The organism is Streptomyces abikoensis, from assembly GCF_014648775.1.
GTDB classification, from domain to species: domain Bacteria; phylum Actinomycetota; class Actinomycetes; order Streptomycetales; family Streptomycetaceae; genus Streptomyces; species Streptomyces abikoensis.
Genome location: NZ_BMRT01000004.1, coordinates 241539 through 268108, shown reverse-complemented (window position 1 = coordinate 268108; position 26570 = coordinate 241539). Strand labels below are relative to the sequence as shown.

The window sequence follows — 26570 nt, the reverse complement described above, 5'->3', positions numbered from 1 at the left end:
ACGGTGGGAAGGGGTTCTAGGCGACGCGACGGCCGGTGAGGTAGCCGATGAGGGGCACGCTCGACTGGATGCGGACCTTGTCGACCAGCGCGCCGTCCGGCAGACGCTGGACGAACTTGCTGCCAGCCACAGTCAGCGGAAACGCCTTGGCCGGGGCGTCCCAGGTGCCGCCCTCGTGGTGGTACGTGAGGACGACCTGGGCGTCGGAGCTCTGCGGGGCGAGGCACAGCCACAGGGGCCCGTTGCGGGCACCGCCCTGCGGGGCTTCGAGGGTGCCGGCGGGCTCCACGGGGAGGTCGAACGCCGTGGTGGCGGGCACGGTGAAGTAGGCGAGCATGTCGTCCTCCGTGAAGCGGGGCGCGGGCTTGGGCTGAGTGGGCGGGTGGGGCTGGAAGGACAGCGCCCAGGTGCGGAGTTCGTCGCGGCTGGCGAGGTGGCAGTAGTCCCGGTCCACACCGTTGTCGCTGTACTGGTGGAAGAGCCACGGGGACTTGATGCCGGGCTGGCCCGCGGGGCGCCCGGCGGTGGCGATCCAGAGGAAGTCGCCGTAGTTCGAGGTCCGGTCGACGTTCAGCCAGTAGTCGAGGTTGCAGTACATGCCGACCGGGTGGCCGGGCATCTGGTCCTTGACGTAGGCCAGCCAGGCGTCGCGGTAGGCGAGCTGGCGGGACTTCGGGACGCTCGCGTTGGCGTCGTCGTAGCCCTCCCAGTCCAGGACGATGATGTCGCCGGGGCGCCAGGCCACTTGCCGCAGGAAGTAGTCGGCTTCCGCGCGGGGGTCGTTGGCCATGTGGGGGTAGTGGTAGGCGCCCCAGACGAGGCCGTTCGCCTTGGCGTGGTCGCGCTGGGCGACCCACTTGGGGTTGATGTACGACAGGCCCTCGGTGACCTTGACGAACGCGAAGGCCAGGCCGCTGGTGTCCGGGGACGACGACTGATATGAGGCCCAGTCCTGGCCGTATATGCCCATTCGGGGCCCTTTCTCAGGCGGTCTGGTAGGTGCCGTAGACCCGGAAGACATTGCCGGCGGCTGGCGACCAGGGAACCGACTCAGTCCACACGTCGTAGTCGCCCGTTACCGTGATGTTGGGGAACCAGATGTCATCGGTGCTGTTGGCATTTGCGAAGAGCGGGGAGTCGCCGGGCCCGTGGTTGGGTGAGCCGCTGCGGGAGAAGCTGGCGCCAAGGACGCCGGGGCAGCTGGTGTTGGCGGTGGCCACGGGCAGGCTGATGCGGTAGGCCCCTGACCCCTTGTTGGTCGTGGATCCGATGGTCAGCATGATGCTGACGTGGCAGATCTTGCCGGTGATCAGGTAGCTGCCGACCAGCGTGCCGTTCCCCAGAGAAGGGTTCGTTGTGGTGGCGGTCCAGGTCGGCGTGTAGGTGCTCCAGGCTGTGGCCCCGTAGAAGACCTGTCGCCATCCGCTGCCATCGTAGATCTCAAGGGTGTTCACGTCCTGCAGCCATGTCGTCATGCCCTCGACGGGAGAGGTGAGGGTCGCGTTGCGTGCGGATGCGCTTGCAAACCGCATGATGGTCCGCTGGACGATCGGGTCAGCCAAGTTGAAAGCGGCCGTGGCCATGTTGGGGGCGTCGGTGAGGGCGGCGATCTGCACGCCCTGGCCGTAGGCGTCGGTGGTGGGCACAGGTCACCTCCTAGGTGAGCCGGTAGCGGGTGGCGACGTCGAGGGCTGCCCAGCTCGCGGTGCCGCTGTAGTCGGTGATCTGGATCGTGCCGTCGGCGTTGATGTCGAGGACGCCGAAGACGCCGACGGCGACTTCGGTGACGTGCCGGGCACGCTTGGCGGGGGTGGCTGCGGCCGGGAGGGTGCCGACGGTGGCGGTGCCGGTGGTCGAGGCGGGTGCCCGGGCGAGTCCGCTGAGGCTCGCTGTGCCGTCGCCGTTGATGCGGTACGCGCAGGTGTAGTACGCCGAGGAGAACGTCGACCAGCCGGTGTTCAGGCTGAGGGTCTGCCAGGTGCCGGCCGTGGTGGCGGGGGCGGTGCGGCCTGGGGTGATCCAGTTGCCGGAGCTGGAGCGCATCAGGATGATCTGGTCGCCGACCGTGGGGGTCAAGTAGGTGTCCAGGCGGCGAACGATGATGCTGTCGCTGGTGGTGACCGTCCCGTCCGTGCCGACGGTGGACACGACCGCGAGGCGCCAGTCCGCTCCGCGCACGGCCGGTGTCGCCGCGGCGGCCTGGACGGAGCCCGTGAGGATCGCGTCCGCCAGCTCGGCGTGGACCGCCATGGACGACGAGGAGCCACTCATGCGTCCTCCTTGGCGCTGATGGTGGTGACCGGAAAGTCGCCGCTCTCGGACAGCGGCACGGTCAGGCCCTGGACCTGGTGCAGCTCGCGCGTTCCGCCCGCGTACACCACCCGCAGCACGTCTCCCGGCAGGAGTGCCGGGTTGGGCAGCGAGGACAGGTCGCCGCTGGAATTGGGGGCCATGGCTGCCCTGAGCTTGAGGGTGGCGGCTGCCGTGCAGGCGGCGGTGGTGGTCAGGGTCGAGGAGGTGTAGAAGGTCGGCCGGCGGCCGAAGGGGCCGCCCCAGTAGGTGGGGCTCGTGGGGTCGCTGTCGGTCACCAGCGCGCTCACCGGCGGCGAGTTCGTCTCGGTGTTCTCCCCGCGCGCCAAGACGCCGTTGAAGACCTTGTCGCTGCTCATGCCGCGGCTGGCGTTGACCAGGACGCCGCCTTCGCCTGCTGCGACGGTCCACGCGGGCGCCGTGGTGAGCAGGTCGGGGAGGACGGCGACGGTGAAGACGCCGTCGGGGTCGGTGTAGCACTCTGCGCCGAGAGACGCGGCCAGCTCCTGCACGGCGGCCCACGGGTCCCCTTCGATATCCCAGGTGCGCGGCCCGATGGCGGCATCCGTCACGGTGCTGACCACGGAGGCGGCCGGCAGGCTGCGCTGGACCAGCGCGGTGATCGCGCCGATGGCGGTGCCGCTGGCCCGGTAGGGGGTGGTGAACTTGTCGTCGGCGATGAAGGCTTCCAGGGACTTGCCGCTGAGGGTGACCGGGCCGTAATCGGGGTCGCCGGTAACGGAGTCGATGCGGAAGACGCCAAGCGGCACGAGCTCGCTGGTGCCGTCCGGGTACTGCACACCGCGGCTGATCCGCAGCGTGGCCCCGTAGACGCTGAGCTGGTCGGCGGGGGTGCGGGGGATCAGGTCCGGATCGGCGGTGGTGACGGTACAGGTGCGGCGGATGGCCTGGCCGCGGTCGATGGTGACGGATCCGCCGGTGTGCGCCAGGCGTTCGACGCGCCCGTCCGTGCGGAAGAGCACCACTTCGGTGGCCACCGTGTGGGGCTCGGACAGGGCGGCTAGGAAGCGAGCACTGACGGGGTACACGGGTCAGCCCTCCGCTCGTCGGTCGAAGAGGACGTCTTCCCACGAGGCGTAGGCGGTTTCCACGGCTTGCCAGGTGGTGAAGGCGGTGAGGGTGTCCTGCCAGGTACGGCCGGCGGATCCGGCCACGCCGACGGCGGTGGGCATGTCGACCTGGGTGAGCGGCAGCGTCCACTGGCGCCAGGCCTCGTCGGCGACGTCGACGACGCGCGGCAGGGTGACCTCGCCGACGGTGACGTACAGGTCCGATTCATGCAGGCCGGGAGCGACCTGCCACAGCAAGACGTTGCCGGAGCCCAGGAGCCAGTGAAGGCGTTCGGCCTCGTCGTCGGTGCGTGTCCACACGACCAGGTCGCCTTCGAGACCGCCCCGGACATCGGACAGGACGACGGCGTTGCGGCGGCCGCGCACGCGGTAGGCGGCCTGGTTGATCGCCCGCTTCCACGACGGAGGCGTGACGACCATGAACTGTCCGTTGCGCTGCGGCTGTCCGGGATCCTTCAGCCAGCACAGATCCGTGTCGCCGGGGGCGAGGGTGACGCTGTCGCTCGTGCGGTAGGCGGGGGTGGCCGAGATGGTGGCCCGGGTCTCGACGTAGTACGAGACCGGCACGCCCAGCGGCGCCTCGGCGTCCTCGATGACGACCTGGTCGGAGGTGACGGGGCTCAGGCTGAGCAGGCCGGACGGGCCACGCGTCAGCGTGCGGGCGCCGTCGGGGGTGACCCGGTAGACGGTCATCAGGTCGCCGGTGTTCAGCTCGCGCAGGGTCAGCGTGATCGTCGCCGTGGCGTCGTGGGCCACGACCTCGATGAAGGGCAGGGACTGCCACAGGGCCGCCCGGTCGATCCGCCACACCGACGAGGTCGCCGTCGCGGTCACGGTGTACTCGATGGCGGCCTGCATGGCGTTGGCCGGCGCGGTGAAGGAGTTGCCGAGCAGCCACCAGCCGGGAGTCGGTACGGCTGCGCCCGGGTCGGCGGTCAGGCCGAGGTCGGTGTTGGCTGCGTCGTACCAGCGGATGCCGCGGCTTGCCGTGAAGCCGCCGGAAGTGATCTGGCTGTAGATCTCAGTGCGGAACGTCTTGCCGCCCGTGCCCGCGGGCAGCGCGAATTTCGCGGAGCGGATCACGCTGGTGGTGGCCGTGCTCGACGTGATGGTCCCCGCGTAAGCGCCGTCCGCGCCGACAGCGCCCCACGGGGTCGAGCGGGTGACCGTGGCGACGCCGGAGACCGTGCTCCAGCCGGCCACGCCCTGCTCGAAGGACGCGTCGGCGTAGGGCATGACGCTGCCCGTGCGCAGGACGGGCACAGTCGTGATCACCGAGCCCTCGGCGCGCAGGACTTGGCCCGCGGTGGCCGCGTCGATGCCGACAGCGATCGAGCAGGAGGCCGTGGCGGCCGGAGCGATGGCGGAGACGTACTGCCGGTACCAGCTCGTGCCCGGCGCCGCGAGGGTGCTGCGGGTGGCCTGGATTTGGGCCCCAGCCGCGTTGTAGAAGCGCAGCTCCACCCATGTGGTCGAGGCGGAGGTGGGCGGGTTGAGGTAGCAGTACGCCAGGTATTCGGTCCCCGGGCTGGCTGGCGGCCGCTCGGTGGACCGCGCGGCCGCGTTGCCGTTGGCCGTCACCGTCGCGGCGAGCACGTGGCCGCCAGCGAGGTAGTAGTCGACCGCCCACGACACCGGCGGAACCTGGCGAGTCAGCGAGCAGTTCAGCTCGCTCGTCCAGGTCGAGGCGTCGACCTCCAGGCTCTCGGTGTTGAAGCTCAGCAGGTTCCCCACCGTGCTGAGCGGGAAGCCGAAAAAGAAGTTCTCGTAGAAGCTGGTGACGTTGGCAGCGGCCGGGGTGGAGGACACCACGACCTGGGCCCTGGCAGCCGTGGCCGGCGCCGGGCCGGCCACGGAGATCCGGTGCCAGGTCGCACTCGCCGACGAGGCGGTGACCGCCCACGTGATGCTGATCTCCACGTTGGCGGCGTCCAGCCAGCGGATACCGATCCGCTCCGGCACCGTCGACCCTGAAGCGTCGCAAAACGTCTCATAGACCGTGCCGGGGGTGACGGCATAGGAGGAGACGGTTCGGGCCTGCATCTCGCCGGCCGCGCTCGACTTCACCGTCAGGCAGCCGTCCCCGTTCCGGCCGCCCGAGCCCAGGCTGATGGTGCAGTTGAGCTTGGCCGTCCACCCGGAGGTGTTCGGGTCGACGGCCTCCGTGGTCGAGGAGAGGAAGTTGCCGGGGATCGCCACGTCTACCTCCTTCCGGCGCGCAGGGTCTGGACGAGTTCGCCGTTGGAGCGGCGGACCTCGGCGCGGGCGATGTCGGTGATCTCCCGGTCCCCGACGTAGACCTGGACGTGCAGGTCGCCACCGAGCCCGTTGGCAGCCGCCGCCGACAGGGCCTGCCACTGCGGCGGCGTCAGCACCGCCTCCGGGGTGCGCAGCCCGTTGAACCCGAGCTGGCCGGGCATCAACCACCCGCCCGAGTCGTAGCCGCCGGGGCGGTTGTAGGCGGAGGCGAGACTGCCGTAGGTCGCCAGTGCGTACCGCATGGAGGCGTAGATATTGGCCAACGGGTCGTAAATGCCGCGACTGCGCAGAGGTCCGGCATATGCGTTGAAAGTGCTGCCGATGGTCTGCATGAGGCCCCGGGAGGGGTCGCCGGCCTGGGCGTTGCTGTCCCACAGGTTGATCGCGTACTGGTTGCCGCCGGACTCCTGGTCCATGCGGCGCAGAACGACCGGGAGCAGGGAGGCGGGCTGACCGACCAGGCGCAGGGCCTGAAGGACGACTCCAGACCAGCGCTGGACTCCCGAGCCGCCGGCGTCGGAGAAGTCGAGCATGTTCTTTGCGGCGGAGACGACCTTGTCCTTCAGGTCCTTGATGATCTTCAGGGGTACGCCGCCAGCAGCTTTGGCCCACTGGCTGCTGCCGATGCTGGCGATTTTCTTGCGGACGGGGCCGATGGCCTTGTCCCACACGGCGGAGGGGTCGGTCAGGATGTCCCAGGCGTTACCGGCCCATCCACCGACGGTCTTGGCCGCGCCGGTGATACCGCCCCAGATGTCGGAGACGATCCCGCCGTCGGCGAAGCGCTGCACCGGGCCGCCGCCCGCGAATCCCGGCAGGGCGCCGTAGCGGTTGATGTAGTCGAGCGTGCCGAAGCCGACTTGCCGGGCGCTGTCGCGGCGCACGACGTACTCGTCCGCCATCAGCAGTGCCGGGATGGAGTCCTTGCCCGGAGTGCCGCCCGCGGTGCGGCCGCCCTCGGCGAACTTGATCGCACCAAGCTTGTCGAGGTCGAGCAGGCCGGCGACCGCGTTCCATACCGCGCGGATGCCGTCGTTGTAGACGACGTCCACCACGAACTGAACCGGTCCGCGTGTTTTGTCCTTCAGGGTGGACCAGATGCGGCCGATGTAGTCGACGCCGGTGTCGAAGCCGTCGCGGACGGCACGGACTCCGCGCATCAGCAGGTCGAACGCGGGGCTGATCACCGAGCGCCACACGTAGCTGATGACGCTGCCGAGCCCCTCCCACACGGGGCGGACGACGTTGTCGAGCAGCCAGGTGAAGACGCCGGCCAGCGGGCCGATGATGTACGCGCGGACCGCGCCGAAGATGGCCAGCCAGCCCGCCCACCACAGGCGCACCACGAGCCCGATGCCCTGGAAGACGGGCACGGCCACGTTGTTCCACAGCCACATGGCGACGGCGGCCAGGCCCTGGATCAGGGCGACGGTGCCGTCGATGGCGGGCTTGAACACGTTCGTCCACAGCCACATCGCCACGGCGGCGACGCCCTGGAAGGCGGGCTGGATGGCCGCGGTCCACAGCCACATGGCGGCCATGCCGAGCAGCTTGACCGCCAGGATCATCGGGCCGAATGTGAGCGTCGCCCAGACGAGAAAGAGGATCTTGGCGGCGGTGGCGATGAAGCCGAACACGGGGCTGAGCACGGTCTGCCACAGCCACACCGCGACGGCTCCGACCTGCTGGAACACGCCCCAGATGGCCATGAAGACGGGCTTGAGGACGACGTTCCACAGGAACAGCGCGCCGGTCTGGATGCCAGCCCAGGTGGCCTGGACGGCGGCCCGGAACCAGCCGACCCGCTGGTAGGCGACCACCAGCGCCGCGCCGAGGGCGAGGATCGCGGTGATGATCAGGATGATTGGGTTGGCTTCCATGACCGCGTTGAAAGCGGCCACGGCCAGGGTGGCGCCCTGCTGGACCGCCGTCCAGGCCAGGATCACGCCTCGGTAGACCGAGAAGACGCCGGTTACCAGGCTGGTGGCCACCGCCTGCGCGGTCAGCGACAGGGCGAAGCCGCCGACCGCGATCCCGATCGGGATCAGCCAGGTGCCCATGTCGCGCAGCCAGCCCACGACTCCGGAACCGGCGGAGGCCAGGGCCAGCAGGGTCGGCACGAGGACGGGGCCGACCACGCCGGCGACCGTGCGGATAGGGGGCAGCAGCGTGGTGGAGAAAACGCGGGCCAGCTCGTCGGCGACCGGCAGGACTTGGCCGCCGATGAACTCGGTGAAGCCCTGCTCCAGCTGCCGCTTGAAAACCTGGATCTCGTAGGCAGGCCCGGAGCGGATGGACTCGCCCAGCTTCTGCGCGCTGCCGGCGAACTTGCCCAGCCCGTCCGCGGCGGACGAGGGGTCCATCGCGAACAGGGCTTTGCCGAGGTCCTCGGCCTGGGTACCGAAGAGGTTGGTGGCGGCCTGAGCCTGCTCGATCGGGTCCTTGATGCCGCGCAGCCGGTCCAGGGTCAGGTCGAGCGCGGCCTTGGCTGTCGCGCCACCGGCGCCGAACTTGGCGGCCATGTCGTCCGCCGACAGGCCCAGCGCCTCGAAGCCCTGCTTGGTGGTGTCCGAGCCGTCGACGGCCCGGATGGAGAACTCCTTGATCGCGTCGGCGGCCAAGTCGCCATCGCGGGCGCCAGCCTGCAAGGCCTGGTTGATCAGGCCGATGGCGTCCGCGCCGGTGAGACCCGCTTTCGTGAATTGGACGCCGTACTCGTTGAGGGTGTCCAACAAGTCGTCGGCCTTGTTGGCGCCGGACTGGAACCCCTTCGTGATCAGGTCGAACGCGTCGTTCGCGGTCTTGGCCAGGCCGGTGCGCAAGAGCTGGCTGACGGCGTTGGTGACGCCACCGAGGTCCTGGTCGAAGACGTGGGCGACGTCCGCGGCCTTGGTGGCGATCTGCTGCAGCTGGGCGTTGGTCGCCTCCGGCGGGGCAAGGCCGGCGCTGACCACCGACTTGATCGCCTCGGCCGCGCTCTCGAAGGACTCCGAGACGCCGCTGGAGTAGAGCTGTCCGGCGACCTTGCCCTGGGCGGCGGCGACCTTGCCAGTGGTGCCGAGCTGAGCCTGCAGCTTGCCGGTGATCGCGCTCTGCTCGATGGCATCGGCGATGCCCTTGACCAGCAGCGCGCCAGCCGCGACACCGGCAGCGGCCGCCCCCTTCTTGATCTTGTCGCGCAGGCCGCCACCGGCCGCCTCACCCGCCTTCTGGCCGGCGTCCTGCGAGGGGCCGATCAGCTGCTGGCGCAGCTCGAGCCCGATCCCCTTCACCGAGGGGATGATTTGCACGGAGGCGTACCCGATAACGGTCACCGGCCACCCCCTCGGCTTCAGGTCATGTGAGGCGGCCTTCGGTGATCGCTTGGTGGCGCTCGGCCTGGCGGCGGCGGGCGTCGGCGATGCGCCCGGCCCGCTCCGGGCTGATCGCCCGTCGGCGTGCGTGCCGAGCCCAGCGGCGCGGGTACGGCTTGGGGGCGGTGGGCTTTTTGCCGGAGGCGGCGTATTCGACGTCCCAACGCAGGTGCTGGACGAGGTCGAACAGGTCAGCCAGGACGATCTCTTCGCCCGAGGGCTCGGGGGTGCCCTCGTTGAGGGCGGTGCGGGTGGCGGAGGCAGGGGGCAGGCCATGGACGAGGCTGGACAGCTCGCGCCATGTGAGCTCGCCGGTGAAGACGTCGCGGAGCCTGACCCCGTACTCGCGGCGGAGGTCCGCCTCTACGGCACGTCCGTGGTGACGGATCAGCTCGCAGAGGCCCCGGATTCCCCCGGCTCCAGCCCAGAGTGCCGCCGGTAGGCGTCGAAGAGAGCGCGGAGCTTGTACTGCGGCAGCGGGGTGGCGTGGAAGTCCTGCCACTGGCCGCCCAGGGCGGCTTTGAAGATGCCGACCATAGCCTGGGTATCGCCTGCCTCGGCGGCCTCGACGAGTTCCCAGACGTTCAGGGCCTGCATGTGGGCGAACTCCCAGCGGCGGCCCGCCCAGTGGACCCGCCAGGGGCTGAGGTCGACCTCGGCCTGGACGGCGTCGAGGTTGAAGTCGAAGGGCTGGTCGTCACGTGCCGCGGTTCGGGTGGCCATGGGTCCTCGCTCTCAAGGGACAGGAAGGTCGCGGTTCTGTGGGGTGCCGGGGCGCGGTCCGAACCGCGACGAAAGGACCACGCCCCGGCGATCAGGAGCCAGCCGTGAACTGGCGGTTGAACAGCACCTTCCCGGACGTCGGGTAGATGGTGGCGACAAGCTTGTAGGTGGTCAGATCGGTCTCGTTCTCCGTGATGTCGCCGTCCACGGACACCTCGGCGTACTGGGCGCAGATCAGCCGCTTGACCTTGGTGCCCTCACGCGTCTCGAACGCGATCTTGATGCGGTCCGGCTTCGGCACGATCAGCTGTGTGTCGGTCGACCCGGGCCAGATCAGCGACCGGGTGAGCAGGTTGTCCTCCAGCGCCGTGAAGGACTTCGTCAGCTTGAAGTGGGCGCGGGAGGTGCGCACGAGGATGCCGCCCCAGGCGTACTTGTCGTCGGTGTCCTCGTCGCGGGACTCGGTGAATCCGTCGTCGCCATCGAGGAGACCGACCAGGCCCCACTCGGCAGGGAACGGGTCGTTGATGGTCGCGGGACTCACAGCGGTCAGCGGTCCGACGTACACGTCAGCGTCGGTCCACAGTGATGCGTTTGTCGGGTCGCCGGCCACGGCGGTCCTCCTTCGGGGGCAGGTCGGATGAAGGCGTCGCGGTTCGGGGGTGTGCGGTGGTCAGGCCGTGGCGGGCCGGACGTGGGCGAGCACGGTGAAGGTGCTCAGGTCGAGGCCCGAGGCGTCGTCGACGGCGGCCAGCGGGCCGGTCGCCGGCCTTACCCCGCGAATGACCGCCCCGGAATGGTTGACGAGCAGGCCCTGGGACAGCTGCGCGAGATCGTGGGCCTGGTCGGCATCGGTGTGCCAGACGGTCACCCGCAGCGTGCAGCTGGCATCCGCCAGGGAGCCGTGCGGGAGGTCGGTGTCCTTGCGCACCATCACATAGGGCAGGTGCGGCGTCTCCGGGGTCCGGTCGCCGGGAACGCGCGTGCCCACCGTGACCCCGGCCGTATACGGCTCCCTCCGGGCGGCCAGCGCGCTGCGCAGGGCCTCGGCCGCGGCGGCCTGGGCGTCGGCGAAGACGATCAGCGGCTTCACCGGGCGCCTCGCTCCTTGACCTCCAGCCCGGCCGCGCCGGCAGCCCGGGTGAGGACGCCTTCCTTGGCCTGAAGGGCCATGCCGCGCGCGTGCGCGAGCGTCACGGAGGCCGCGCCGCGGTCGGTGGTGTACGAGCGGACCTCGACGGGGACTTGGTCGCCGACCGCTGTGCGGGCCTTGGCCGCGACCTCGGCCGCGACACGGTCCACCAGGGCGCGCACCTCTGCTCCCTGGAGCAGCTCGCGCACCCCGGCGGGTTCGAGACGAAAGTCGGTGAACACGGCTGTCCTCCCTTGCTATCCGGTGGCCCGGACCACATCGAATTCGACATGGTGGACGGTGCCGTCGAGCGGGTCGGGCCACCGCGCGACCTCACCGACCACCTCAAGGAGCATGTCGGCCCACTCGATCCGGTCCGTGGCGCGAACGTCGACGTCGACCCCGGGCGGGGTCTGCACGTGCCAGCCGGTGACCACCGCCACCCGCTCCGGCGTCGTGGACTCGGTCGCCGTGGTCGGCTGGACATCCACCTCCGCGATCGTCAACCGGGTGGCGGCCTCGGGAGACCAGTCGGGAAGCCGGTTGCCGCCGCGGTCGACGCGCACGCCGGCGCGCACCCGCACGATCGCCTGGTCGAAGAACATCACGGCTCGCTCCCCGTGCGGACCTTGTGCCGGTCCACCGCCCGCGTCCACTGGTCCGTCACCCCCACCGCCGCCTGGGCGCCGAAGGTCACCGACTGGCCGCCGACGGCCTTGGACTGCACGCCCGGGGTGACGGTGTACAGCGCGCGGGCCTGATCGATGACCACCTCGGCGATGTCGTCGGGGACCTGGGCCCAGCCGTGGGTGTAGGTGACCTCCAGACAGCCGAGCCGGTCCGGCCAGCACAGCCCACCGAGCCGCCGCAGCATGCCGGCCTGCGACCAGGCGTAGTCCGTGCCCTCAACGAGCGTGGCGCCGTCGAGCTTGACGGAGGCGACGGCGACGGTCGGCCAGACGGGCAGCAGCAGCGACTCCCGCCCCGTCCCGTCCATCCGTACCGTCTCCCCGGCCACGATGGTCACCGGGTGGCCGACGGCGCCCCGAAAGCGACGCGTTGCGGCCTGAAGGGCGGCCAGGAGCTTCGGGTCGTCGGCGGGCCGGCCGAGCCACACCGCGAGTTCGGCCGGATCGGCCAGCAGGTCAGTGGCCACCGCCGTCATCCTTCACGCGCGGCGCCCGGCTCCGCCCACGACCGGCTGTGCGCGCCTTGTGCTCCGCCGCGTCCCCATCAGGGGCTGCCACGCGCGGGGGCGGGACGGTGTCCTGTACGAGCGTGGCGCCGAGGGCCTGGGCGTCGTCCTCGGTGAGCTGAAGCTCTGCCTCGTGGCCGCCGTTAACCCGCACCTTGTACGTGCGCAGCCCTCGATTCACGGCCGCCTCCCTGGTGTCTGGGCCGCGACCGGCTGGCGCCCGCCTGTTGGGCACCGGCCGGCCAACGGCCGTGAGGTGATGGGCATGGCGCCGCTACGCCATGAGACCGGCGGCCTTGAGCGCCGCCACGACCTCGTTGACCTTGTCGGCCAGGTCGCGGAAGTTGTTGTTCAGCGTGGCCTGGCTGAAAGCCGCGCCGACGTCGGCGACCGTTCCGTCCGCCGTGCCGACGGAGACCGTCAGAGCGGCCACGGTGGCCGCCTGCTTGGCCTCCCGGGCCTTGCCCTTCCCTGTGTTCGCGTATCCCATGACCGCCCCTCACCAGGCCGCGAGCGAGATCTTGGCGAAGGCATTCGGCTGGATGATCCCGAACGCGGCGCGCATCTCGGCGAGGATCGCGACCATGTTGCGGATAAAGAAGTCGCTGTGGGAGTCGGTCATGGTGACCGATGCCTGCTCGCGGTCCCACAGGATCGCCTTGCGCCAGTCGCCGATGTAGGCGGTGCCGGCCGGTACGGCCTCGGATTCCACGATCGGCAGGTTCCACAGCGGCGTGTTGCCGCCGATCGTCCCGGCCGGGCCGCCGAAGTAGAAACGCGCTTCGTTGTCGGTGAGCAGATCCAGGCCCTCGACGTCGTTCGGGTGCATCACGTAGGCATTGGCCACCGACCGGCCCACGGTCTTCACCAGCGTCTTACCGCGGCGCAGCCGGGTCAGGTTCGTCTCCGTGGTGAACGTCGGCGCCTGCACACCGCTCGTGTTCGCCAGCCCGGTGAAGTTCTCGCCGGTGCCGTCACCGGCGATCATCTGGTCCTCGAGCTCCTCCTCCAGGCCGTAGCGGAGGTAGGAGTCGATGATCGTGCGGACCTGGGCGGCATCCGACAGGGCCCGCTTGGTCAGCGGCAGCCAGTGCGCGATCGTGCGCACCGGCGTGGTGACCTTCGCCCAGGTCATGGCCGACTCCGGCTTCGTGCCAGAGGAGCCGGAAGTGGCGGTGGCCTCAGCGACAGGGGCGGCGGCGTTGGTGGCGCCGGTCATCCGCACGTACTCGATGGTGTCGCTGGTCGTCGTACCCGCGGTGACGACGTCACGCAGGACGAGCGGGCGCTGGAAAGCGTCCGCGCCGACCACCAGGCCGCGCCGGTCATCCATCACCAGCGCGCCGGCGGAGGTGTCCGAGGCGCCGGTGATCAGGGTCTTGTAGCCGACCGGGCGGGACTGGACGCGGTGGTCCTTGCCGAAGGTCCCGTTCGGGGCCGTCTCCAGGAGTGCCTTGTACTCGGGCGAGGCGGTGAAGTGCTCGCCGAGGGTCTTGGCACCGTCGGGGACGATCAGGCCGGAGGGGGTGCGCTTCTCGCCGGACGGCTCGGCCATGGCGATGCCCTCGCCGAGGTCGGCGATGGCCTGCCGCAGCGCGCCGTCAGCGCGCGCCTTCTCCAGGGCGGCCTTGGCTTCCTTGGCCTTGGCCATGTGCTCGTTGATCTGGCCGCGTTCGTCGTCGGTGAAGTCGCGGTCCTGGTCCTCGGCCTGCGCGGCGATGGCGCGGGCCGCCTCGAGGTGGTGCTTGAGCTGGTCGGTCAGCTCGTCAGTCTTGACGGGCATGGCTCCTCAATCTGTGGTCAGGCCGGCCTCGAGGAGGTCGAGGTCCAGGCGGGCGCGCAGACGGGAAGCGGCGGCACCGGCCTTGGCGGCGTCGACGGACGCTTCGCGGGGGCTCGGCGTGGTCTCATCCACGGTCGTGCTGGTGGGCGGGATGGCGGTGTCCTGGGCGGGCAGGTTCCCGGCGGGCTGGGCGGAGGGCGTGATGCCGTCAGCCGCCGCGGGAGCCGGACGGCCGGACACCTCGGGCTGGGACTTCTCCGGCTGGGCGCTGGCCAGCACCTCGCCGATGGCCTCGTAGGCCGAGGTCAGGGAGTCGAAGTTCTTCTGCGACAGCACGCGGCCTGCCTTGAACCCTTCGGCCAGGCTGCGCGCCTTCGCACTGATCAGTTCCGTCTCTTGGTTCGCGCCGACGAGGGTGGGGCCGACCTCGTGCAGCTTCAGCTGGCGCAGCTCGTACACCGGGCCGCCGTCGCGCTCGCCCCATCCGGCGTCCTGGATGTCGTAGGCGAAGCTGAACTGGGTGACCCTGCGGCCCTTCATCAGGCGGAATACCTGGGCGGCCTTGGGGTTGTCGAGGTCGAGCTGCCCGGTCACGACCAGCCCGGCCGCGGTCTCCTTCGCATCGGTCACCGACCCGATGTGCGAGAACGGGTCGGCCCAGTCGTGGGACCAGATCACGGGGATCGGGTCGCCAGCGGCCTTCCAGCGGGCGAGGTCATCGGCGAACGCGCCCGGCATGACGACATCCCCCACGCTGTCCTCGTTGCCGAAGACCGATACCAGGGCGGTGAACTCCCCGGCGCCGAGCCCGTCCGCCTCACCAGCCGCCTTGACCCGCGCGGGGCAGTCCTTCGTGTGCGGCACTTTCAGTCTCCCCTCGCGTAGTCAAGCGTGCAGTTGCAGTTGGAGGTCTCTTTCGCCTTGCCATGGCCATCACCGGGCCAGCGCAGGCCGTTGCTGAACACGTCGTCCAGGCCGACGCTCTCCCCGTCCTGCGCCCGGTGCGAGGGACGCGGGTTCTTCCCGCCGGTGCGCCAGGTCTTCTGTTTGAGACCGGAGACGCCGGCGGCGTCATGCCCGCCGAAGGACCGCAGCTCGGTCGCGGCGGTGGCCGACCGGATCCGGCTCACGCCCTCCCAGGCGCCAGCGGCCGCGACCAGATGCTCCCGCCACTGCTCACCGCCCTCCTCGGCCACCGCGGCGACCGCCTTACGGCCGGCCTCCTCGTGCTGCGCGGCGTGCGTCTCGGCCGCGGCGAGGACCCAGGCGAGCATCACGTCCGCCGACCAGCCCTCAGCCTCCGCATTCCACGCGCCGAGCACCTCCCACGCGCCGACCTGAGCCAGCCGGAAGCCGTGATCGGCCAACAGGGCATCCAGCTGCGCCAGACGCTCCTTGCGGCCAGCGGCCCAGAGGGCGAGGAGGTCGGGCATACCGTCGTCCTTCGCCCCGGCCGCCGCCAGAAGCTTGCCGGCCTGCCGCCGCGTCCACCGGGCGAGCGCCTCGGTGAGCGCGTCCCGCTCGTCGGGGAAGGTCCCCAGCTCGTCAGGCCTGGCCGCCTTAGCGCGGGCCAGGCCCCACGCTTTTGGGGCGGCCGCCGGATCCGGCGCTGTGTCGCGCGGGCTGGCCAAGCCGCCTTCCGTCACGTTCAGCGGGGTAATCAGGCTGTCGCCGCCGTCGATCTGCGGGAGATTGAAGCGGGCGCGCTGCTCGTTGACCGTCATCCACGGCCGACCCGTCGCCGTCGACGCCGCCGCGGCCTGCTCCTCGAAGCTCCCGCGCATCTTCTCGGCGATGTTGAACTCGACATAGACGTCCTGGCTGTCGGGGAGGTCCGGGAGCAGGTTGACCTTGATCTCCTGCTGGATCATCTGCAGCCACGGCCCGAGCGTGTCCTGGTAAAGAATCTTGTGCTGCTCGGTGATGTTCGAGTAGGTGGCGTGATCCAGGATCCCGACCAGCGGCGGCGGAATGTGATAGGCCGCCGCCACCTCCTCCCGCGTCAGCTTCCGCGCCTCGATGTACTGCGCCTGCTCCGGAGACATCGCGATCGGCGTATACGCCATCCCGTCCTCGAGGATCGGCGTCCCGCCCTCGGCGCCGCCGCCGGCGGCGAAGGTCCGCCACATCTCCCGGAAGCGGCGCTTCTCCTCCGTCGACCACTCCGGCGCTTCCGCCGGCCGCGTCAGAACGCCCGTCATACGAGCGCCCGAGCGCCACATGGCCGCCCGCTGCTTCGCGGACTCCTGATCCTCCAGCAGCAGCGCCCGCAGCGCCTCCACCGGACTCGCCCCGTGGCGCAGGTCCTCGGGCGAGTAGCCGCGGAAGTGCACGACCTCGTCGAGAGCGAAGCGCTGGCCGCTGGCCGCCTGGTAATCCTCCGGCGCCAGCCACGAGCCACCGCGCGGCCGGATCAGCGTCGGCGGCACCGGCAGCAGCTGCAGCCGGTCACCCACACGAGCCTTAATCCAGTACGCCTCGTCGTAGACCGCGAGGTCGGACACCAGGCGCTCAATGAACCGGTACGCGGTCATGCGCGGCATCGGCTCGGCCAGCAGCAGAGCCAGCGGATGGCCGGCCAGGCGCTCCCGGTCGGTGTCGGAGACCCTGCGGAAGACGTGGATGCCGATCTGCGCGATGTTCCGGGCCAGGAACGACACGACCGTGCGGACTTGGGGCTGGCAGCGCCAGATCTGCGCGTACTCCCACGGGCTCGCACCGATCGGCAGCACGGCATACGACGGCAGGACGCCGGCGCCGGTCAAGGTGAGCTGGCCGGAGGAGACGACGAACGCCATCACCCACCCCCACCGGGCGCGAGCACCTGCGTGAACTCGACGCGGGAGCGCTCGACGACGACCTCGCCGTCTACCCTCTGCGGATCGCGGCCGGCCTCCAGCAACTCGGCGTCCCGCAAGACCAGCAGCGGCCCCCGCTGCGCCCACAGGACGCCCCTGAACGCCTTGTCGGCGAGGTTGACGACCACCCGGCGGCGAACCGCTGTACGGCGCCACGCGAACACGGCAACCTCCCTCAGTCGGGCCGCTACCGTGGCGGCATGAAGATGAAGTACGAGCAGCCCGCTCCTAGCGGCGCGACCTTCGCGGCGGATGCGTTCGACGGGGAGATCGGCAAAGAGGTGCCGGTGAACATTCCGGGCGAGCCTCCGACGACGGGGCGCATCCTGGCGGCCCATGTCGCGGACGATGGCCGGTCCGTTGAGCTGACGCTCGATGTCGACGTACAGATCCAGCCGTACATGCCGGGGTCGTTCGGCCTCGACTAAACGACCATGATCTCGTCCTCGTCCGCGTACTTACTGCGCCGCTTCGGCGGCCGGGCCACGACCTCGGCCATGGCCGTCGCCAGCGCCGACACACCGTCGATCTTGTCGCCGGAGTTCGCCTTATCGGGCTTGACGTTCCCCGCCGGGTCCATCGCGACCGCGAGGTTGTCGACGCACCAGCGGGCCACCGGATTGCCGCCGTGCCGCAGGACCGGCATCTCCGGCGTGCCCTGCCGCACAAGGCGCTGGATCTCCTTCAGCACCGGCGACATCGTGGCGAACCCCTGCCGCACCTTCACCAACGGCGCCCGCTCGGAGGCGAGATCGTTGGTGAGCTGGGAGGCGTTCCACGGGTCGTAGCCAATGCTCTTGACCTTGAAGACATCGCGGTCGCGCCGGATCTGCTCCTTGATCCAGTCGTAGTCAGCGACGTTCCCCGGCGTGGCCACCAGGAAGCCCTCCCGCACCCAGCGGGAGGCCGCGCCGGCCGTGCGCTTGTCCAGCGCCGGCAGGTTCGCCTCCGGCGTCCAGAACCGCCAGACCGCATCCATGGTGCCGCTCTCGTCGTCCGGAAACAGCCAGCACAGCGCGCACAGGTCGGACGTCGAGGCGAGGTCGAGGCCGCCGTAGGCATCCCGGCCCTTCAACTGCTCCTCGTCGACCAGGCCGGCGTTGGCGTCCCAGTCCTCCAACCGAAGGAACCGCGTGCTCTGCTTCGTGCGGATCCCCAGGTGCAGCCGCAGGAATTTGGCCAGGTCAGCCGGGGACTGCTGGGCCTCGGCCGAGGCGCCGCGCAAGTACGCCGCCGAGGGGCTCACCCCGTAGCCCGGGTTGGCCTTGCGCCATGTCGTCTCGTTGTGCGGGTCATCGCCCTCGTCAGCACCCCACACCACGCCGTAGGTGTCCGGGTCGGTCAGGACACGGCGGGCGAGCTGCTCGACGTACTGGCGCTTGCGGTCGTAGATCGACTCCTGCTTGCCGTCGTCCGCCGTGGTGATCGTGACCACCAGCGGCTGACGCCGCGACCCCGTACCGGTCTCGATCGTCTCGACCAGGTCCGGCGTCTTGTGGACGTGAAGCTCGTCGATGATCCCCCCGTGCACGTTCGCGCCGTGCATCGCCTCGGCGACCGAGGAGACAACCGTGAAGTACGAGCCCGAAGCCGGGTGCGTGATCTTCTTCGTGAACGCCTTGACGTTCCCCTTCAGCGCCGGCGCCCGCTCGGCGATCTGCCGGATCGGATCGAACGTGAAACGGGCCTGCCTCTCGTTGGTCGCCGCCGCGTACACCTGGGCGCCCGGCTCCCCGTCCGCGGCCATCAGGTAGACCGCGATGCCGCCGGAGAGCGTGGTCTTGCCGTTACGGCGGGGGACGTCGACGTACAGCTTGCGGACGATCCGCACGTGCCCGTCGGCCTCGTCGTCCCAGCGCACCCAGCCGAACACCGGTGCCAGGATGTACGCGACCTGCCACGGGTCCGGGTCCAGCGGCTTGCCGGCCCACTTGCCCTGGGTGTGCCGCAGCAGGTGGAAGGCCTGGAGAACCCGGTCGACGCGGGCCGGGTCGAAGACGGCGCCCGGCGCCTCCCCGGGCGAGGGGGTCTGTACTTTCGGCGGGCAGTCCGGCAGCGGGATCCCGCGATCGGCCAGGTACCAGGCGACCTCGGGGCTGATGCCGAGAAGCTCAGCCGGATCCGGCGAAGGGGTTCTCCTCGTCGCCATCGTCGCCCCCGCCTCGCGCCAGGGCCTGCTCCGTCGACGGGGTCAGGCCGAAGTGGGCGGCCCACGACCGCATCTCGCGACCAGCGTTACGGGCGATCGCCACAGCGGGATGGGCAAGCGTCCCTTGCCGCGCCTCGATCGTCAGCCCCTCGCGCTGCACCGTCCGCGTCGCCTCCACGAACGTTGCCCAGGCCTCGCAGTACGCCGCCAGCGCCGCCCGGTCGGATTCCTTCACCAGGTCCAGGCGGGACAGCTCCGGCATCACCCGGGCCCACTCCGCCGCCGCCTCCTCGCTCAGCCACTCCGGCGCCGTCGGCGGCACCCGGCGAAAAGAGGGACCGGAGGCGACCTTCCGCCCGCCGGAATCCCGGCCCGGTGACCGGCCGGTCAGCAGCCGGAGGGTCGCAGGGGCAGCAGCCTTGGCCATAGCATCCCCCTATCGGCGATCTGAGCGTGAGTCTTCCGACTTGACCGCGACGCTGTCCAGGATGTCCGTTTTGGTGATTTCGACTCCCCTATCCCCTCTGACCTGCGACGATGCGATGGTCCACGTTTTCGCAGGTCAGAGGGCTGGACAGGGTGCCCGTCCGGCTCCGGATGGGTGTCCGGACCGGATCCGGATGTGTCCGGTCAGGTGGTGAGGTAGCGGTCGCGGGTGCGACGGCGCCGGTCCTCGGCGCTCTTGACCTCGTGGCATGTGGCACACAGGGTCTGAGCGTTGGCCGGGTCCCAGCGTGAGCCGCCCTCGGACAACGGGACGATGTGGTCGACCTGGAGTTCCTTGGTCGCTCCGCAGCGCCGGCACTCGGGCTCTTCGGCCAGGCGGTCGGCTCGCCATCGGCGGTGCTTGCGTGTGCTGCCTGATCCCCAGGCTGCTGACCGGTTCGCCCAGGCTCGCCGGGTGTGGGCTTTGCATCGTCCGTTGGTGGTGAGCTCGGTGCATCCGGGCTCGCTGCAGCGGCTGGGCGGGGCGGTGGGCATCGTGGTCCCCCTCCGGGTAGGCGCCCCCCGGTGGGGGTCCCCCGGGGGAGGAGTCGGCCCCCGGGGGGTCAGGTGACGACGGGGAGGGTGTAGGCGGAGAGCTTGAGTTCGGCGTTGTCCACGTCGAGGAGCAGCGTGGTGCCGAAGAGCCGGACGGGGAAGGGCCCGATGTAGCGGGTGCTGCTGGTGGGGATGGACCAGGTCTTCGGGGGGATGGTCTGGCCGTCGACGGTGTTGGCGTATTCGGCGCTGACGACGCGGGCGACGGTGGTGCCGGAGTTGCGGACCGTGACCCAGGTGGCGCCGTTGTTGGTCACGGTGTGGCCGTTGGTGGCGTCGCCGTTGACTTCGGCTGCTGGGGCGGTGCCGGTTCGTGTGATGGAGGTGACGGGCACGTCGACGCGGGGCATGGGCGGGGTCTCCTTGGCCTAGGCGGGGATGATCGTCGTCACGGTTCCGTCTGCCCTCTTGGCCTTCAGCGCGCCGCCCTGGCTGAAGAGGGCGTAGCCCGTGGCGGGGGTCGGGGGCTCGCTACCGTCGGGGACGAGGTTCTGGTCCACGTATCCCTTGCGGGCGAACTGGTTGGCGAACGCCGGGTCTGTGCCGGGCCCGAGCGGGTTGGTGTCGATGAACCACACCTCGCCGCTGACCTGCTGACTGACGCCGGTCTTGGCCACGTACTTGGTGGCGGCGTCGGCGCGGTCGCCGTGCGGGTCGCTGGCCGCGGCGTGGGCGCTGACCTTCGCGGTGGCGCCAGCCTGGGTCTCCAACTGGGCGGTATCGACGATGCCGTGGACGGCCGTGGTATCGACGGCGTGGGTGGCTATGGCGGCGTCGGTGTACGCCTGCGCGTTGGCCTCGGAGCCGGGCGGCCCCTGCGGGCCTTGAGGGCCAGCAGGTCCCTGGGGTCCGGGAGGGCCGGTCACGAGGAGGTACTCGCCGGCGGCCGGGGCGGTCGGGGCGAGGTCGGCGAGTTCGACGGTGCCGAGGCTCGCGGGGAGCAGCAGCGGGTACGAGCGGCCAGGCGCGTCGTAGGGGCGTTCGGTGACGCGATAGGTCCAGCCCGTCGGCGTGCAGCCCGCGGCGTCGCTGGCGAGCACAGTGAGCGTGAGAACGCCGTTGACCCATTCGGTGGTGGCTTCGCCCATGACGATGAGCCCGTACTGGGCGGAGGTGACGGCCGGCACTTCGGGGGTGAGGGTGAGGCGGCCGCGCATGGGGCCGCCGTCGGGGTGTGCGCGGCTGTCCGTGATGGTGACCGTCTGCAGGCCGGGCGGGAAGGGCATGGTCACCTCCGCGTGGATGTGGACCCGCTCCGGCTGGGGGTTGACCGGAGCGGGAGTTCAGAAGCTGTCCCGCTTCCTACGCCTGCGGTCCACCGTCAGTTACCCGACGTTGCTCCAGGAGGCCGAGGACATTCACATGGTGCAGATCCAAACTCTCGGCCGCTTGCCGCCGCCTGGCCGCGATCATGGACTCCGTCGGGTAGCCCGGAAGCATGGACGTGCTCCATGCGCTGGTTACGCCATCCAGCTCCGCCAGGATCTGGCCTAGCTCGTATTCCGCCTGCATGTCCCACGGCCATGTCGACACGATGAACAGCTGCACTTCGAGAGTCCCGAGCTTGCGCCGCACCTCGTCCAGCATCGGGCTGGGCAGCTCGTCAACCGTGTCGGGAAGCGTGCGGGGATCGACCTGCTCTTGGGGCTCACCTCTCAGGCGGCCCGCGTGCATCAGTGCCTCGATGCCCTCTTCCCGTAGATGGTGAGCCAGCGCGGCACAGGCTTCGGTATCGACGGTGCCCGCAGCCACGAGGGCGCCCAGGGCCGCCGAACACGCGGATGCCAGACGGAGCCTGTCAGGAGTCACGGTGGCATCGTCCCCTTCTGGGACGTCGTCTGGCAGCACTTCTCAACACTAGGGGAGGAAGCGGGACAGCTTCTCAGGCGGCGTCCCGTTGGGCGGGCAGGGGTGGCGGGGGGCCGAGGAGGGTCTGGCCGGTGAGTTCGTCGGCGGTCTTCTGGGGCAGTTCCCACAGGTTGTACCGGACGTTTCCGCGGCCGTGTCCGTGTCGGGTGATGCGGCCCTCGTGTGCCCAGCGGCGGATGGTGGCTCCTGGTCGGCCTGTGTAGGCGGCGGCCATGTCCTCGGTGACGAGGAGGGGGGCGGAGGTCATTTATGCCTCCTCATCAAGGGGAAGAGGCCATCTCGCTGAGCGAGGTGGCCTCTTGGGCATAAGTGTCCAGTTGATCAGAGGCTACGTTCGCCCAGCTCAGTCCGTCAAGCAAGGTCGTGTGAGGGCGACGGCGCGGCAGTCAAGTGCGTCTGCTTCAAGGTCGATGACGCGGGCGATCATCTCTGGGTCGATCTCGTCGGCCAGTGTGCGGCAGGTGGTTGCGATGGCGCGCAGGAGTGCGCTGACGGCATCGCACCCCATGTAGGCGTGTCCGTCGGTGCCGGGCGCGAGCGGGAGCCGGAGGGCGGTTGGCTGGTGGCGGGGTTCGAATTCGCTCATGCGGCGCTCCGTGCGGCCAGGGGGAGGTGCCGAAGTTCCTGGAAACCGTACTGCTGGCCGCATCGGATGCACCGCCGGCCGGGAGTGGAAAGCGTGATGGTCAGGCTGGCTCCGCAGGTACAGGCCAGACGCAGGCGACGCTCCGGCGTCTCGCCGGTGACGACGGCCTTGATCTGGTTGACCACGGCGTGTATCTCGGAGGCGAAGTCGTCGGCGGCCGGGTGGCAGCCGACGATCCAGTCCAAGTTATCGCGCAGCAGCCGAGCTGCCTCGTCGACTTGCTGTTCCACGGTGCCGCGGAACGGGGGCGTTGCCCAGCCGAGCCGGTCGCAGAGGTCTCGCTCCCATGAGGTGAGGATGCCCTCGATGCCTCCCCAGGCGCGGAGGTCGAGGACGTCGAGACGAAGCGGGAGGGGCGGGGTCCGGCTGCCACGCCTGCTGGCTGCTCCAGTCCTTCCGGGCGCGAGGTGCGCGGCCAGCGCCCGGTAGAGGTCAGGGAGTTCGTTGAGAGCGTCGGACAGGCGCCGGCGGCATCTGTCGTGAGCCGGGAGGCCGGAGGGGGTGAGGCACAGGGAACAGGTCGCGGTTTCGTTCACGGGGGAGCTCCTCGTGGCGGGTGAGGGGCGGCTGTATCCAGTGTGCCTCTGTTGACCTGTCGGATTTCTGCGAAGTGTGGTGCAGTTCAGACATTCTCGTATGGGCTGACGCATGCCGCGGAGTGGGACTCCGCACCGCGTCGGGCGGCGCCCTCCGCCTCCTCTGGGGTCAACTCGGCTGGCATGTAGGCGCTCTGGCGGCAGCCTCCGCAGCGCCATCCGTAGAAGCGGCCCAGTCCGGCGGTGATCTCCTCGTCGGTGAGCCCCATGTGATCGTCGGCGCGTTCCAGGAGCAGCGGCGCGCCGCCCTTGGTGGTGAGGGCGCCGGAGATCGTGACGTTCACGAGGTGCTCCTCGGTGTCGCGACTCGGTGGGCTGGGGCGGGGAGGGTGTTGCCCCAGGCGTTTCGCTGTAGGAGGGGTGTAGTCGTAGCTGTAGCCGGGTTTGTAGCTCCGTGCTGACCTGCGGAAACTACGGCTACGGCCGGGGCCTCAGCGGGGGCTGGGGAGGGGGTGGGGAGGTCCTCGATCCGGACCCCCGAGGACACTTTCGAGGAGGCCCCCACGCCCTGCCGTACGGACTCGGCGTGGGGCACCCCGTGCGTCGCACACAAGGCCCTCATGGCGGCGGTGTTGTGCTTATCGCCGGTGAGGCGTTTGGCGAGGGTCGAGAAGTGGGCGCCGGCGCCGCCCTGGGCGAGCTCGCGGACGAGGGCGGAGAAGGCCTCCAGGGTGACCGCCGGGGCGGGCGACTCGGAGTCGGCGGCGCTGGAAGGTTCGGGCTCGTCGGCGCCCTCTCCGTGGTCTGCCACGGGGGCCGCCTTCCACGCGCCGATCCCCCATGCGAAGGCGATCACGAACAGCGTGTCGGGGGCGGCGGTCACCCCGCAGATCCCGCCCCATCCGGCCGCGAGCAGCACCCCGCCCCGGGCGATGGGCCCGAGGGCTGCCTTGAGGCCAGAGAGGTCGTCACGGTAGCTGCTGGCACACCAGGTACAGGCCCGGCTCCAGATGCACGTGCCGAGAGCGAGGGAGCCGGAGGCGAGACGACCGCCGATGTACGGGATGTAGGGCGGCAGGTTCACAGCAGGCCCGCCCCGTTGTTCAGCATGCTCCAGCCCTTGTCCCCGATCCAGTTGACTCCGAATACGAGATGGGCGAGCACTGCGGCTACCCCGGGCAGGAATCCCAGGGCCGACCAGGAGATGAAGCCTCCGATGATCCGCCACCGGTCCTTCTTGCCGGAACCCCGGAAGAGGGCGCCGACACCGACGAACAGCAGGAAGACCACTACACCGCCTGCCGACGTGAGAGCCCCCGCGCTGGCGTGTGCCACCGGTGCGCTGCCCGTCCCGGTAACGCTGTGGACGGCCTTGTCTCCGCTTCCCGAGAGCAGCGAAGCGTTCCCAGCCGCTCCCCAGCCGAGCAGGCCGCCAATACAGACGGTGGCGAGCGAGCCGAGGACGCTACCGCTGCCGTAGGGCAGGATCGCCTTGAAGTCCCGCCCGCCCTTCCACCAGGGGCGCATGTTCAGGTACAGGATGGCGAGGGCCAGGGCGACCCCGCCGAGGCTGAGCGCGGTGTTCACGGGCGGACTCCGGTGATGAGGGTGACGGGGTCGTACCAGCCGAGGGCGCCAGTGCCGCCGATCACGGCGATGACGAGCGCGGGGCGGGTCCACCAGGCAGGCCGGCGGAGGTCTACCAGGAAGGCCCCGCCAGCGGCCGCGAGGGCGACGAGGTAGGCGGCGGACAGGCTTTCGGCGCGCGCGTCGTGAAGTGTGGCGGCCCAGGCGCTGGTGAAGCTGTGGCCGTAGGCGGGGAACGGGATGACGACGACCGCGGTGGCGATGGCGGTGCGCCAGGGGCGCAGCCACTTCCAGAGCCAGCCGAAGTCGCGCTGTTCGGCCTCGGGCTCCGGCTCGGGAGCGTCGAAGTCGACGACGACCCGGACCTCGACGGGCGCGGCGGGCGGGGGCGCCCAGCCCATCGGCGGTACCGGTGGTGGCGCGGGCGGAGGCGGCGGTACGGGCGCCGCCGTGCGCCAGGGCGGGAGGTTCGCCGCGCCGGGTGGCGCCAGCGGCATGGGGGGAGCGGTCGGGATGGGCTGGCCAGCGGGGATAACCCGGGCCGGGGTGATGGCGCCAGGCACGGTTACCGCCGTTTCGGAAGCAGGAGGATGGCGAGGAAGGCCACGGCCATCAAGGCCATGAAGCCGATGAGGGGAACGACGAATCGCTGCGGTCGACGGCGGCCGCAGCCGAGCAGGGCCAGTAGGGCAAGTCCCGCCTGTACCGGGCTGAGCCAGGCGAAGGGGTGCATGTCAGCCCGCCTTCTTGATGAAGTCGCGGCGGTAGCGTTCGACCGTCTCCGCGTTGACGTTGGGGCCATGTACTGACTGGGCGTACTTGAGGACGGAGGCGCTGTCCCGGATACCGCAGGCGACGGCTGTCTTGATCGTGTTCCGCACGGACGCTCCGGGCGGCGAGATGGGGCGGACCACCTCCTCGTCCTCCTCCGGCAACCTCAGTTGTACGGACGGCTCAGCGTCGCCACCGATCGACGGAACCGACGCACCGGCCCCGGCGGCAGCGATGCCCAGGGCATGGAGCTGGGCGGCAATCTCCGCAGCGGACGGAAGCGATGGGGGCGGCGACACGCTGGTGTCTGCCCCACGACTCACGGTGTCCTCGGTGGGCGAGGGCGCGGGAATGTGGGCGTTGGCCTGGGTGGCTGCTGCAAGCGCGGCTTGCTGCGCCAGCGCCTGCTCGCCAAGCCGGGCGAGCTGTCGGCGGCCGGCGACGAGTGCGAGCTGCGCCCCGATCTTGGCCCGCTGCTTGTCGAGCCACTGCTGAGATAGATCGTCCAGAGGAAACGCAGCCTGGTCCAGGGCGAGAACTGACATGCCCTTGGCGATCAAGGGGACCAGCGCGCCGATGATGCCGACGGCCTCTGACCAGGTGATCCAGCCGTGGACGCCGACGGCCGCCATGGCGATCACCAAGGCTGCGTAGCCACCCTTGCGGGGCCGGTCTGCTTTGGCCCTGTCGTAGCGGGCGCGCCATTCGGCGGCCAGGCAAGTGATCCATGCGATGTCGAAGACCATGGCGCCGGCGTAGGCCGCAGGGGCAGGGCTCGCCAGGGTCAGGAGATCACCGATGCTGATCGTGGACCAGATGACGGAGGCGACCACCATGACCGTGGTGGCGGTGAGGATGCCTCGATCCACGCGCTGGTCCCAGTCCGGGGGCAGCTCGGGGACCTGGACTTCGTATCTCTCGTGGACCGTCTCGGTGATCCCGTCGAAAGTCTGCTGGACGGGGCGAGTGCGGATCTCGGTGCGGAACTTCAACGGGTGCTCCCGGAACGGCGCGGGGGCCGGGCCCACGAGGGGAAGCGCGGGCCCGGCGGTCAGCGGCTAGCCGACGAGAAGGCGGAGGACGATAAGACCGGCGATGAACACCGCGTACGCGATCAGCAGCGTGCGGGCAGCAGGGCGCTTCATCGCTTCCCCCGTCCACATCCGCGACAGTCGGTCCAGGGCGCCTGGTGGGTAGTGCAGAGACGGTCCACGAAGTCGCCGTAGCAGCCGCGGCGTCGAAGCGCCTCGGAAGCGAGCTGCATGGG

General features: G+C 70.2%; 33 protein-coding genes. 1 reads left to right on the top strand and 32 read right to left on the bottom strand.

The window, feature by feature from the left end; all coding sequences use genetic code 11:
- Positions 1-16: 16 nt before the first annotated feature.
- From IE096_RS15420 to IE096_RS15335, 18 genes are all read right to left on the bottom strand, one after another.
- Positions 17-970, bottom strand: coding sequence for a glycoside hydrolase family 25 protein (locus tag IE096_RS15420; RefSeq protein ID WP_189452040.1), 954 nt, complete (start codon positions 968-970; stop codon positions 17-19).
- A gap of 13 nt (positions 971-983) precedes the next feature.
- Positions 984-1646: a hypothetical protein gene (locus tag IE096_RS15415; protein WP_189452039.1), complete on the bottom strand. Its 663-nt coding sequence runs from the start codon at positions 1644-1646 to the stop codon at positions 984-986.
- A 10-nt stretch (positions 1647-1656) separates the two neighbouring features.
- Positions 1657-2271: a hypothetical protein gene (locus IE096_RS15410; protein ID WP_189452038.1), complete on the bottom strand. Its 615-nt coding sequence runs from the start codon at positions 2269-2271 to the stop codon at positions 1657-1659.
- Complete coding sequence (locus IE096_RS15405) at positions 2268-3308, bottom strand: DUF5047 domain-containing protein (protein WP_229820224.1); 1041 nt, start codon at positions 3306-3308, stop codon at positions 2268-2270. The genes IE096_RS15410 and IE096_RS15405 overlap by 4 nt, the downstream gene beginning before the upstream one ends.
- Before the next feature lie 54 nt (positions 3309-3362).
- Positions 3363-5600 (bottom strand): hypothetical protein, encoded by a 2238-nt coding sequence (locus IE096_RS15400; protein WP_189452036.1) that lies wholly within the window; start codon positions 5598-5600, stop codon positions 3363-3365.
- A gap of 2 nt (positions 5601-5602) precedes the next feature.
- Complete coding sequence (locus tag IE096_RS15395) at positions 5603-8974, bottom strand: phage tail tape measure protein (RefSeq protein ID WP_189452035.1); 3372 nt, start codon at positions 8972-8974, stop codon at positions 5603-5605.
- Between the two features lie 426 nt (positions 8975-9400).
- Positions 9401-9736: a hypothetical protein gene (locus tag IE096_RS15390; protein WP_189452034.1), complete on the bottom strand. Its 336-nt coding sequence runs from the start codon at positions 9734-9736 to the stop codon at positions 9401-9403.
- Between the two features lie 91 nt (positions 9737-9827).
- The gene (locus IE096_RS15385) at positions 9828-10280 is read right to left on the bottom strand and encodes a hypothetical protein (RefSeq protein ID WP_189452033.1); all 453 of its coding nucleotides are present in this window, start codon (positions 10278-10280) and stop codon (positions 9828-9830) included.
- A gap of 129 nt (positions 10281-10409) precedes the next feature.
- The gene (locus IE096_RS15380) at positions 10410-10829 is read right to left on the bottom strand and encodes a hypothetical protein (RefSeq protein ID WP_189452032.1); all 420 of its coding nucleotides are present in this window, start codon (positions 10827-10829) and stop codon (positions 10410-10412) included.
- Complete coding sequence (locus tag IE096_RS15375) at positions 10826-11110, bottom strand: hypothetical protein (protein ID WP_189452031.1); 285 nt, start codon at positions 11108-11110, stop codon at positions 10826-10828. Before IE096_RS15375 ends, IE096_RS15380 begins: the two co-directional genes overlap by 4 nt.
- Before the next feature lie 15 nt (positions 11111-11125).
- Complete coding sequence (locus IE096_RS15370; protein ID WP_189452030.1) at positions 11126-11473, bottom strand: hypothetical protein; 348 nt, start codon at positions 11471-11473, stop codon at positions 11126-11128.
- Positions 11473-12033, bottom strand: a complete 561-nt coding sequence (locus IE096_RS15365; protein ID WP_189452029.1) for a head-tail connector protein — start codon at positions 12031-12033, stop codon at positions 11473-11475. Before IE096_RS15365 ends, IE096_RS15370 begins: the two co-directional genes overlap by 1 nt.
- The gene (locus tag IE096_RS15360; protein ID WP_189452028.1) at positions 12014-12244 is read right to left on the bottom strand and encodes a hypothetical protein; all 231 of its coding nucleotides are present in this window, start codon (positions 12242-12244) and stop codon (positions 12014-12016) included. The genes IE096_RS15365 and IE096_RS15360 overlap by 20 nt, the downstream gene beginning before the upstream one ends.
- A 93-nt stretch (positions 12245-12337) precedes the next feature.
- Positions 12338-12553: a hypothetical protein gene (locus IE096_RS15355; protein WP_189452027.1), complete on the bottom strand. Its 216-nt coding sequence runs from the start codon at positions 12551-12553 to the stop codon at positions 12338-12340.
- A gap of 9 nt (positions 12554-12562) precedes the next feature.
- The gene (locus IE096_RS15350; protein ID WP_189452026.1) at positions 12563-13846 is read right to left on the bottom strand and encodes a phage major capsid protein; all 1284 of its coding nucleotides are present in this window, start codon (positions 13844-13846) and stop codon (positions 12563-12565) included.
- A gap of 6 nt (positions 13847-13852) precedes the next feature.
- The gene (locus IE096_RS15345; RefSeq protein WP_189452025.1) at positions 13853-14710 is read right to left on the bottom strand and encodes an HK97 family phage prohead protease; all 858 of its coding nucleotides are present in this window, start codon (positions 14708-14710) and stop codon (positions 13853-13855) included.
- A gap of 2 nt (positions 14711-14712) precedes the next feature.
- A complete protein-coding gene (locus IE096_RS15340; protein WP_189452024.1) occupies positions 14713-16644 on the bottom strand; it encodes a phage portal protein in 1932 nt (643 codons plus the stop codon).
- Positions 16644-16868, bottom strand: a complete 225-nt coding sequence (locus IE096_RS15335; RefSeq protein ID WP_189452023.1) for a hypothetical protein — start codon at positions 16866-16868, stop codon at positions 16644-16646. Before IE096_RS15335 ends, IE096_RS15340 begins: the two co-directional genes overlap by 1 nt.
- Before the next feature lie 36 nt (positions 16869-16904).
- Here IE096_RS15335 and IE096_RS15330 point away from each other — a divergent pair, with 36 nt between their 5' ends.
- On the top strand, positions 16905-17132 hold the full coding sequence (locus IE096_RS15330) for a hypothetical protein (RefSeq protein WP_189452022.1): 228 nt from the start codon (positions 16905-16907) through the stop codon (positions 17130-17132).
- Here IE096_RS15330 and IE096_RS15325 read toward each other — a convergent pair.
- The 14 genes from IE096_RS15325 to IE096_RS15260 form a co-directional block, all read right to left on the bottom strand.
- Positions 17129-18853, bottom strand: a complete 1725-nt coding sequence (locus tag IE096_RS15325) for a terminase large subunit (protein WP_189452021.1) — start codon at positions 18851-18853, stop codon at positions 17129-17131. The two genes, IE096_RS15330 and IE096_RS15325, sit on opposite strands and share 4 nt — an antisense overlap.
- A complete protein-coding gene (locus tag IE096_RS15320) occupies positions 18816-19280 on the bottom strand; it encodes a phage terminase small subunit P27 family (protein ID WP_189452020.1) in 465 nt (154 codons plus the stop codon). Before IE096_RS15320 ends, IE096_RS15325 begins: the two co-directional genes overlap by 38 nt.
- Before the next feature lie 203 nt (positions 19281-19483).
- On the bottom strand, positions 19484-19834 hold the full coding sequence (locus tag IE096_RS15315) for an HNH endonuclease (protein WP_189452019.1): 351 nt from the start codon (positions 19832-19834) through the stop codon (positions 19484-19486).
- Positions 19835-19902: 68 nt separating this feature from the next.
- Positions 19903-20244, bottom strand: coding sequence for a hypothetical protein (locus IE096_RS15310; protein ID WP_189452018.1), 342 nt, complete (start codon positions 20242-20244; stop codon positions 19903-19905).
- An 18-nt stretch (positions 20245-20262) separates the two neighbouring features.
- Positions 20263-21120 carry a hypothetical protein gene (locus tag IE096_RS15305; protein WP_189452017.1) on the bottom strand — a complete coding sequence of 286 codons (858 nt, stop codon included), beginning with the start codon at positions 21118-21120 and terminating at the stop codon, positions 20263-20265.
- A gap of 76 nt (positions 21121-21196) precedes the next feature.
- A complete protein-coding gene (locus IE096_RS15300) occupies positions 21197-21703 on the bottom strand; it encodes a hypothetical protein (RefSeq protein WP_189452016.1) in 507 nt (168 codons plus the stop codon).
- A 73-nt stretch (positions 21704-21776) separates the two neighbouring features.
- A complete protein-coding gene (locus tag IE096_RS15295; protein ID WP_189452015.1) occupies positions 21777-22010 on the bottom strand; it encodes a DNA-binding protein in 234 nt (77 codons plus the stop codon).
- 96 nt (positions 22011-22106) lie between these two features.
- Entirely contained in the window at positions 22107-22349 is a 243-nt protein-coding gene (locus tag IE096_RS15290) for a hypothetical protein (RefSeq protein ID WP_189452014.1), read from the bottom strand.
- On the bottom strand, positions 22346-22945 hold the full coding sequence (locus tag IE096_RS15285; protein ID WP_189452013.1) for a hypothetical protein: 600 nt from the start codon (positions 22943-22945) through the stop codon (positions 22346-22348). Before IE096_RS15285 ends, IE096_RS15290 begins: the two co-directional genes overlap by 4 nt.
- An 86-nt stretch (positions 22946-23031) precedes the next feature.
- The gene (locus tag IE096_RS15280) at positions 23032-23289 is read right to left on the bottom strand and encodes a hypothetical protein (RefSeq protein WP_189452012.1); all 258 of its coding nucleotides are present in this window, start codon (positions 23287-23289) and stop codon (positions 23032-23034) included.
- Positions 23290-24025: 736 nt separating this feature from the next.
- On the bottom strand, positions 24026-24532 hold the full coding sequence (locus IE096_RS15275; RefSeq protein WP_189452011.1) for a hypothetical protein: 507 nt from the start codon (positions 24530-24532) through the stop codon (positions 24026-24028).
- Positions 24529-25029: a hypothetical protein gene (locus IE096_RS15270; protein ID WP_229820223.1), complete on the bottom strand. Its 501-nt coding sequence runs from the start codon at positions 25027-25029 to the stop codon at positions 24529-24531. Before IE096_RS15270 ends, IE096_RS15275 begins: the two co-directional genes overlap by 4 nt.
- 68 nt (positions 25030-25097) lie before the next feature.
- Positions 25098-25265: a hypothetical protein gene (locus IE096_RS15265; protein ID WP_189452009.1), complete on the bottom strand. Its 168-nt coding sequence runs from the start codon at positions 25263-25265 to the stop codon at positions 25098-25100.
- 1 nt (position 25266) lies between these two features.
- A complete protein-coding gene (locus IE096_RS15260; protein WP_189452008.1) occupies positions 25267-26295 on the bottom strand; it encodes a protein transporter Sec31 in 1029 nt (342 codons plus the stop codon).
- Positions 26296-26570: the final 275 nt, after the last annotated feature.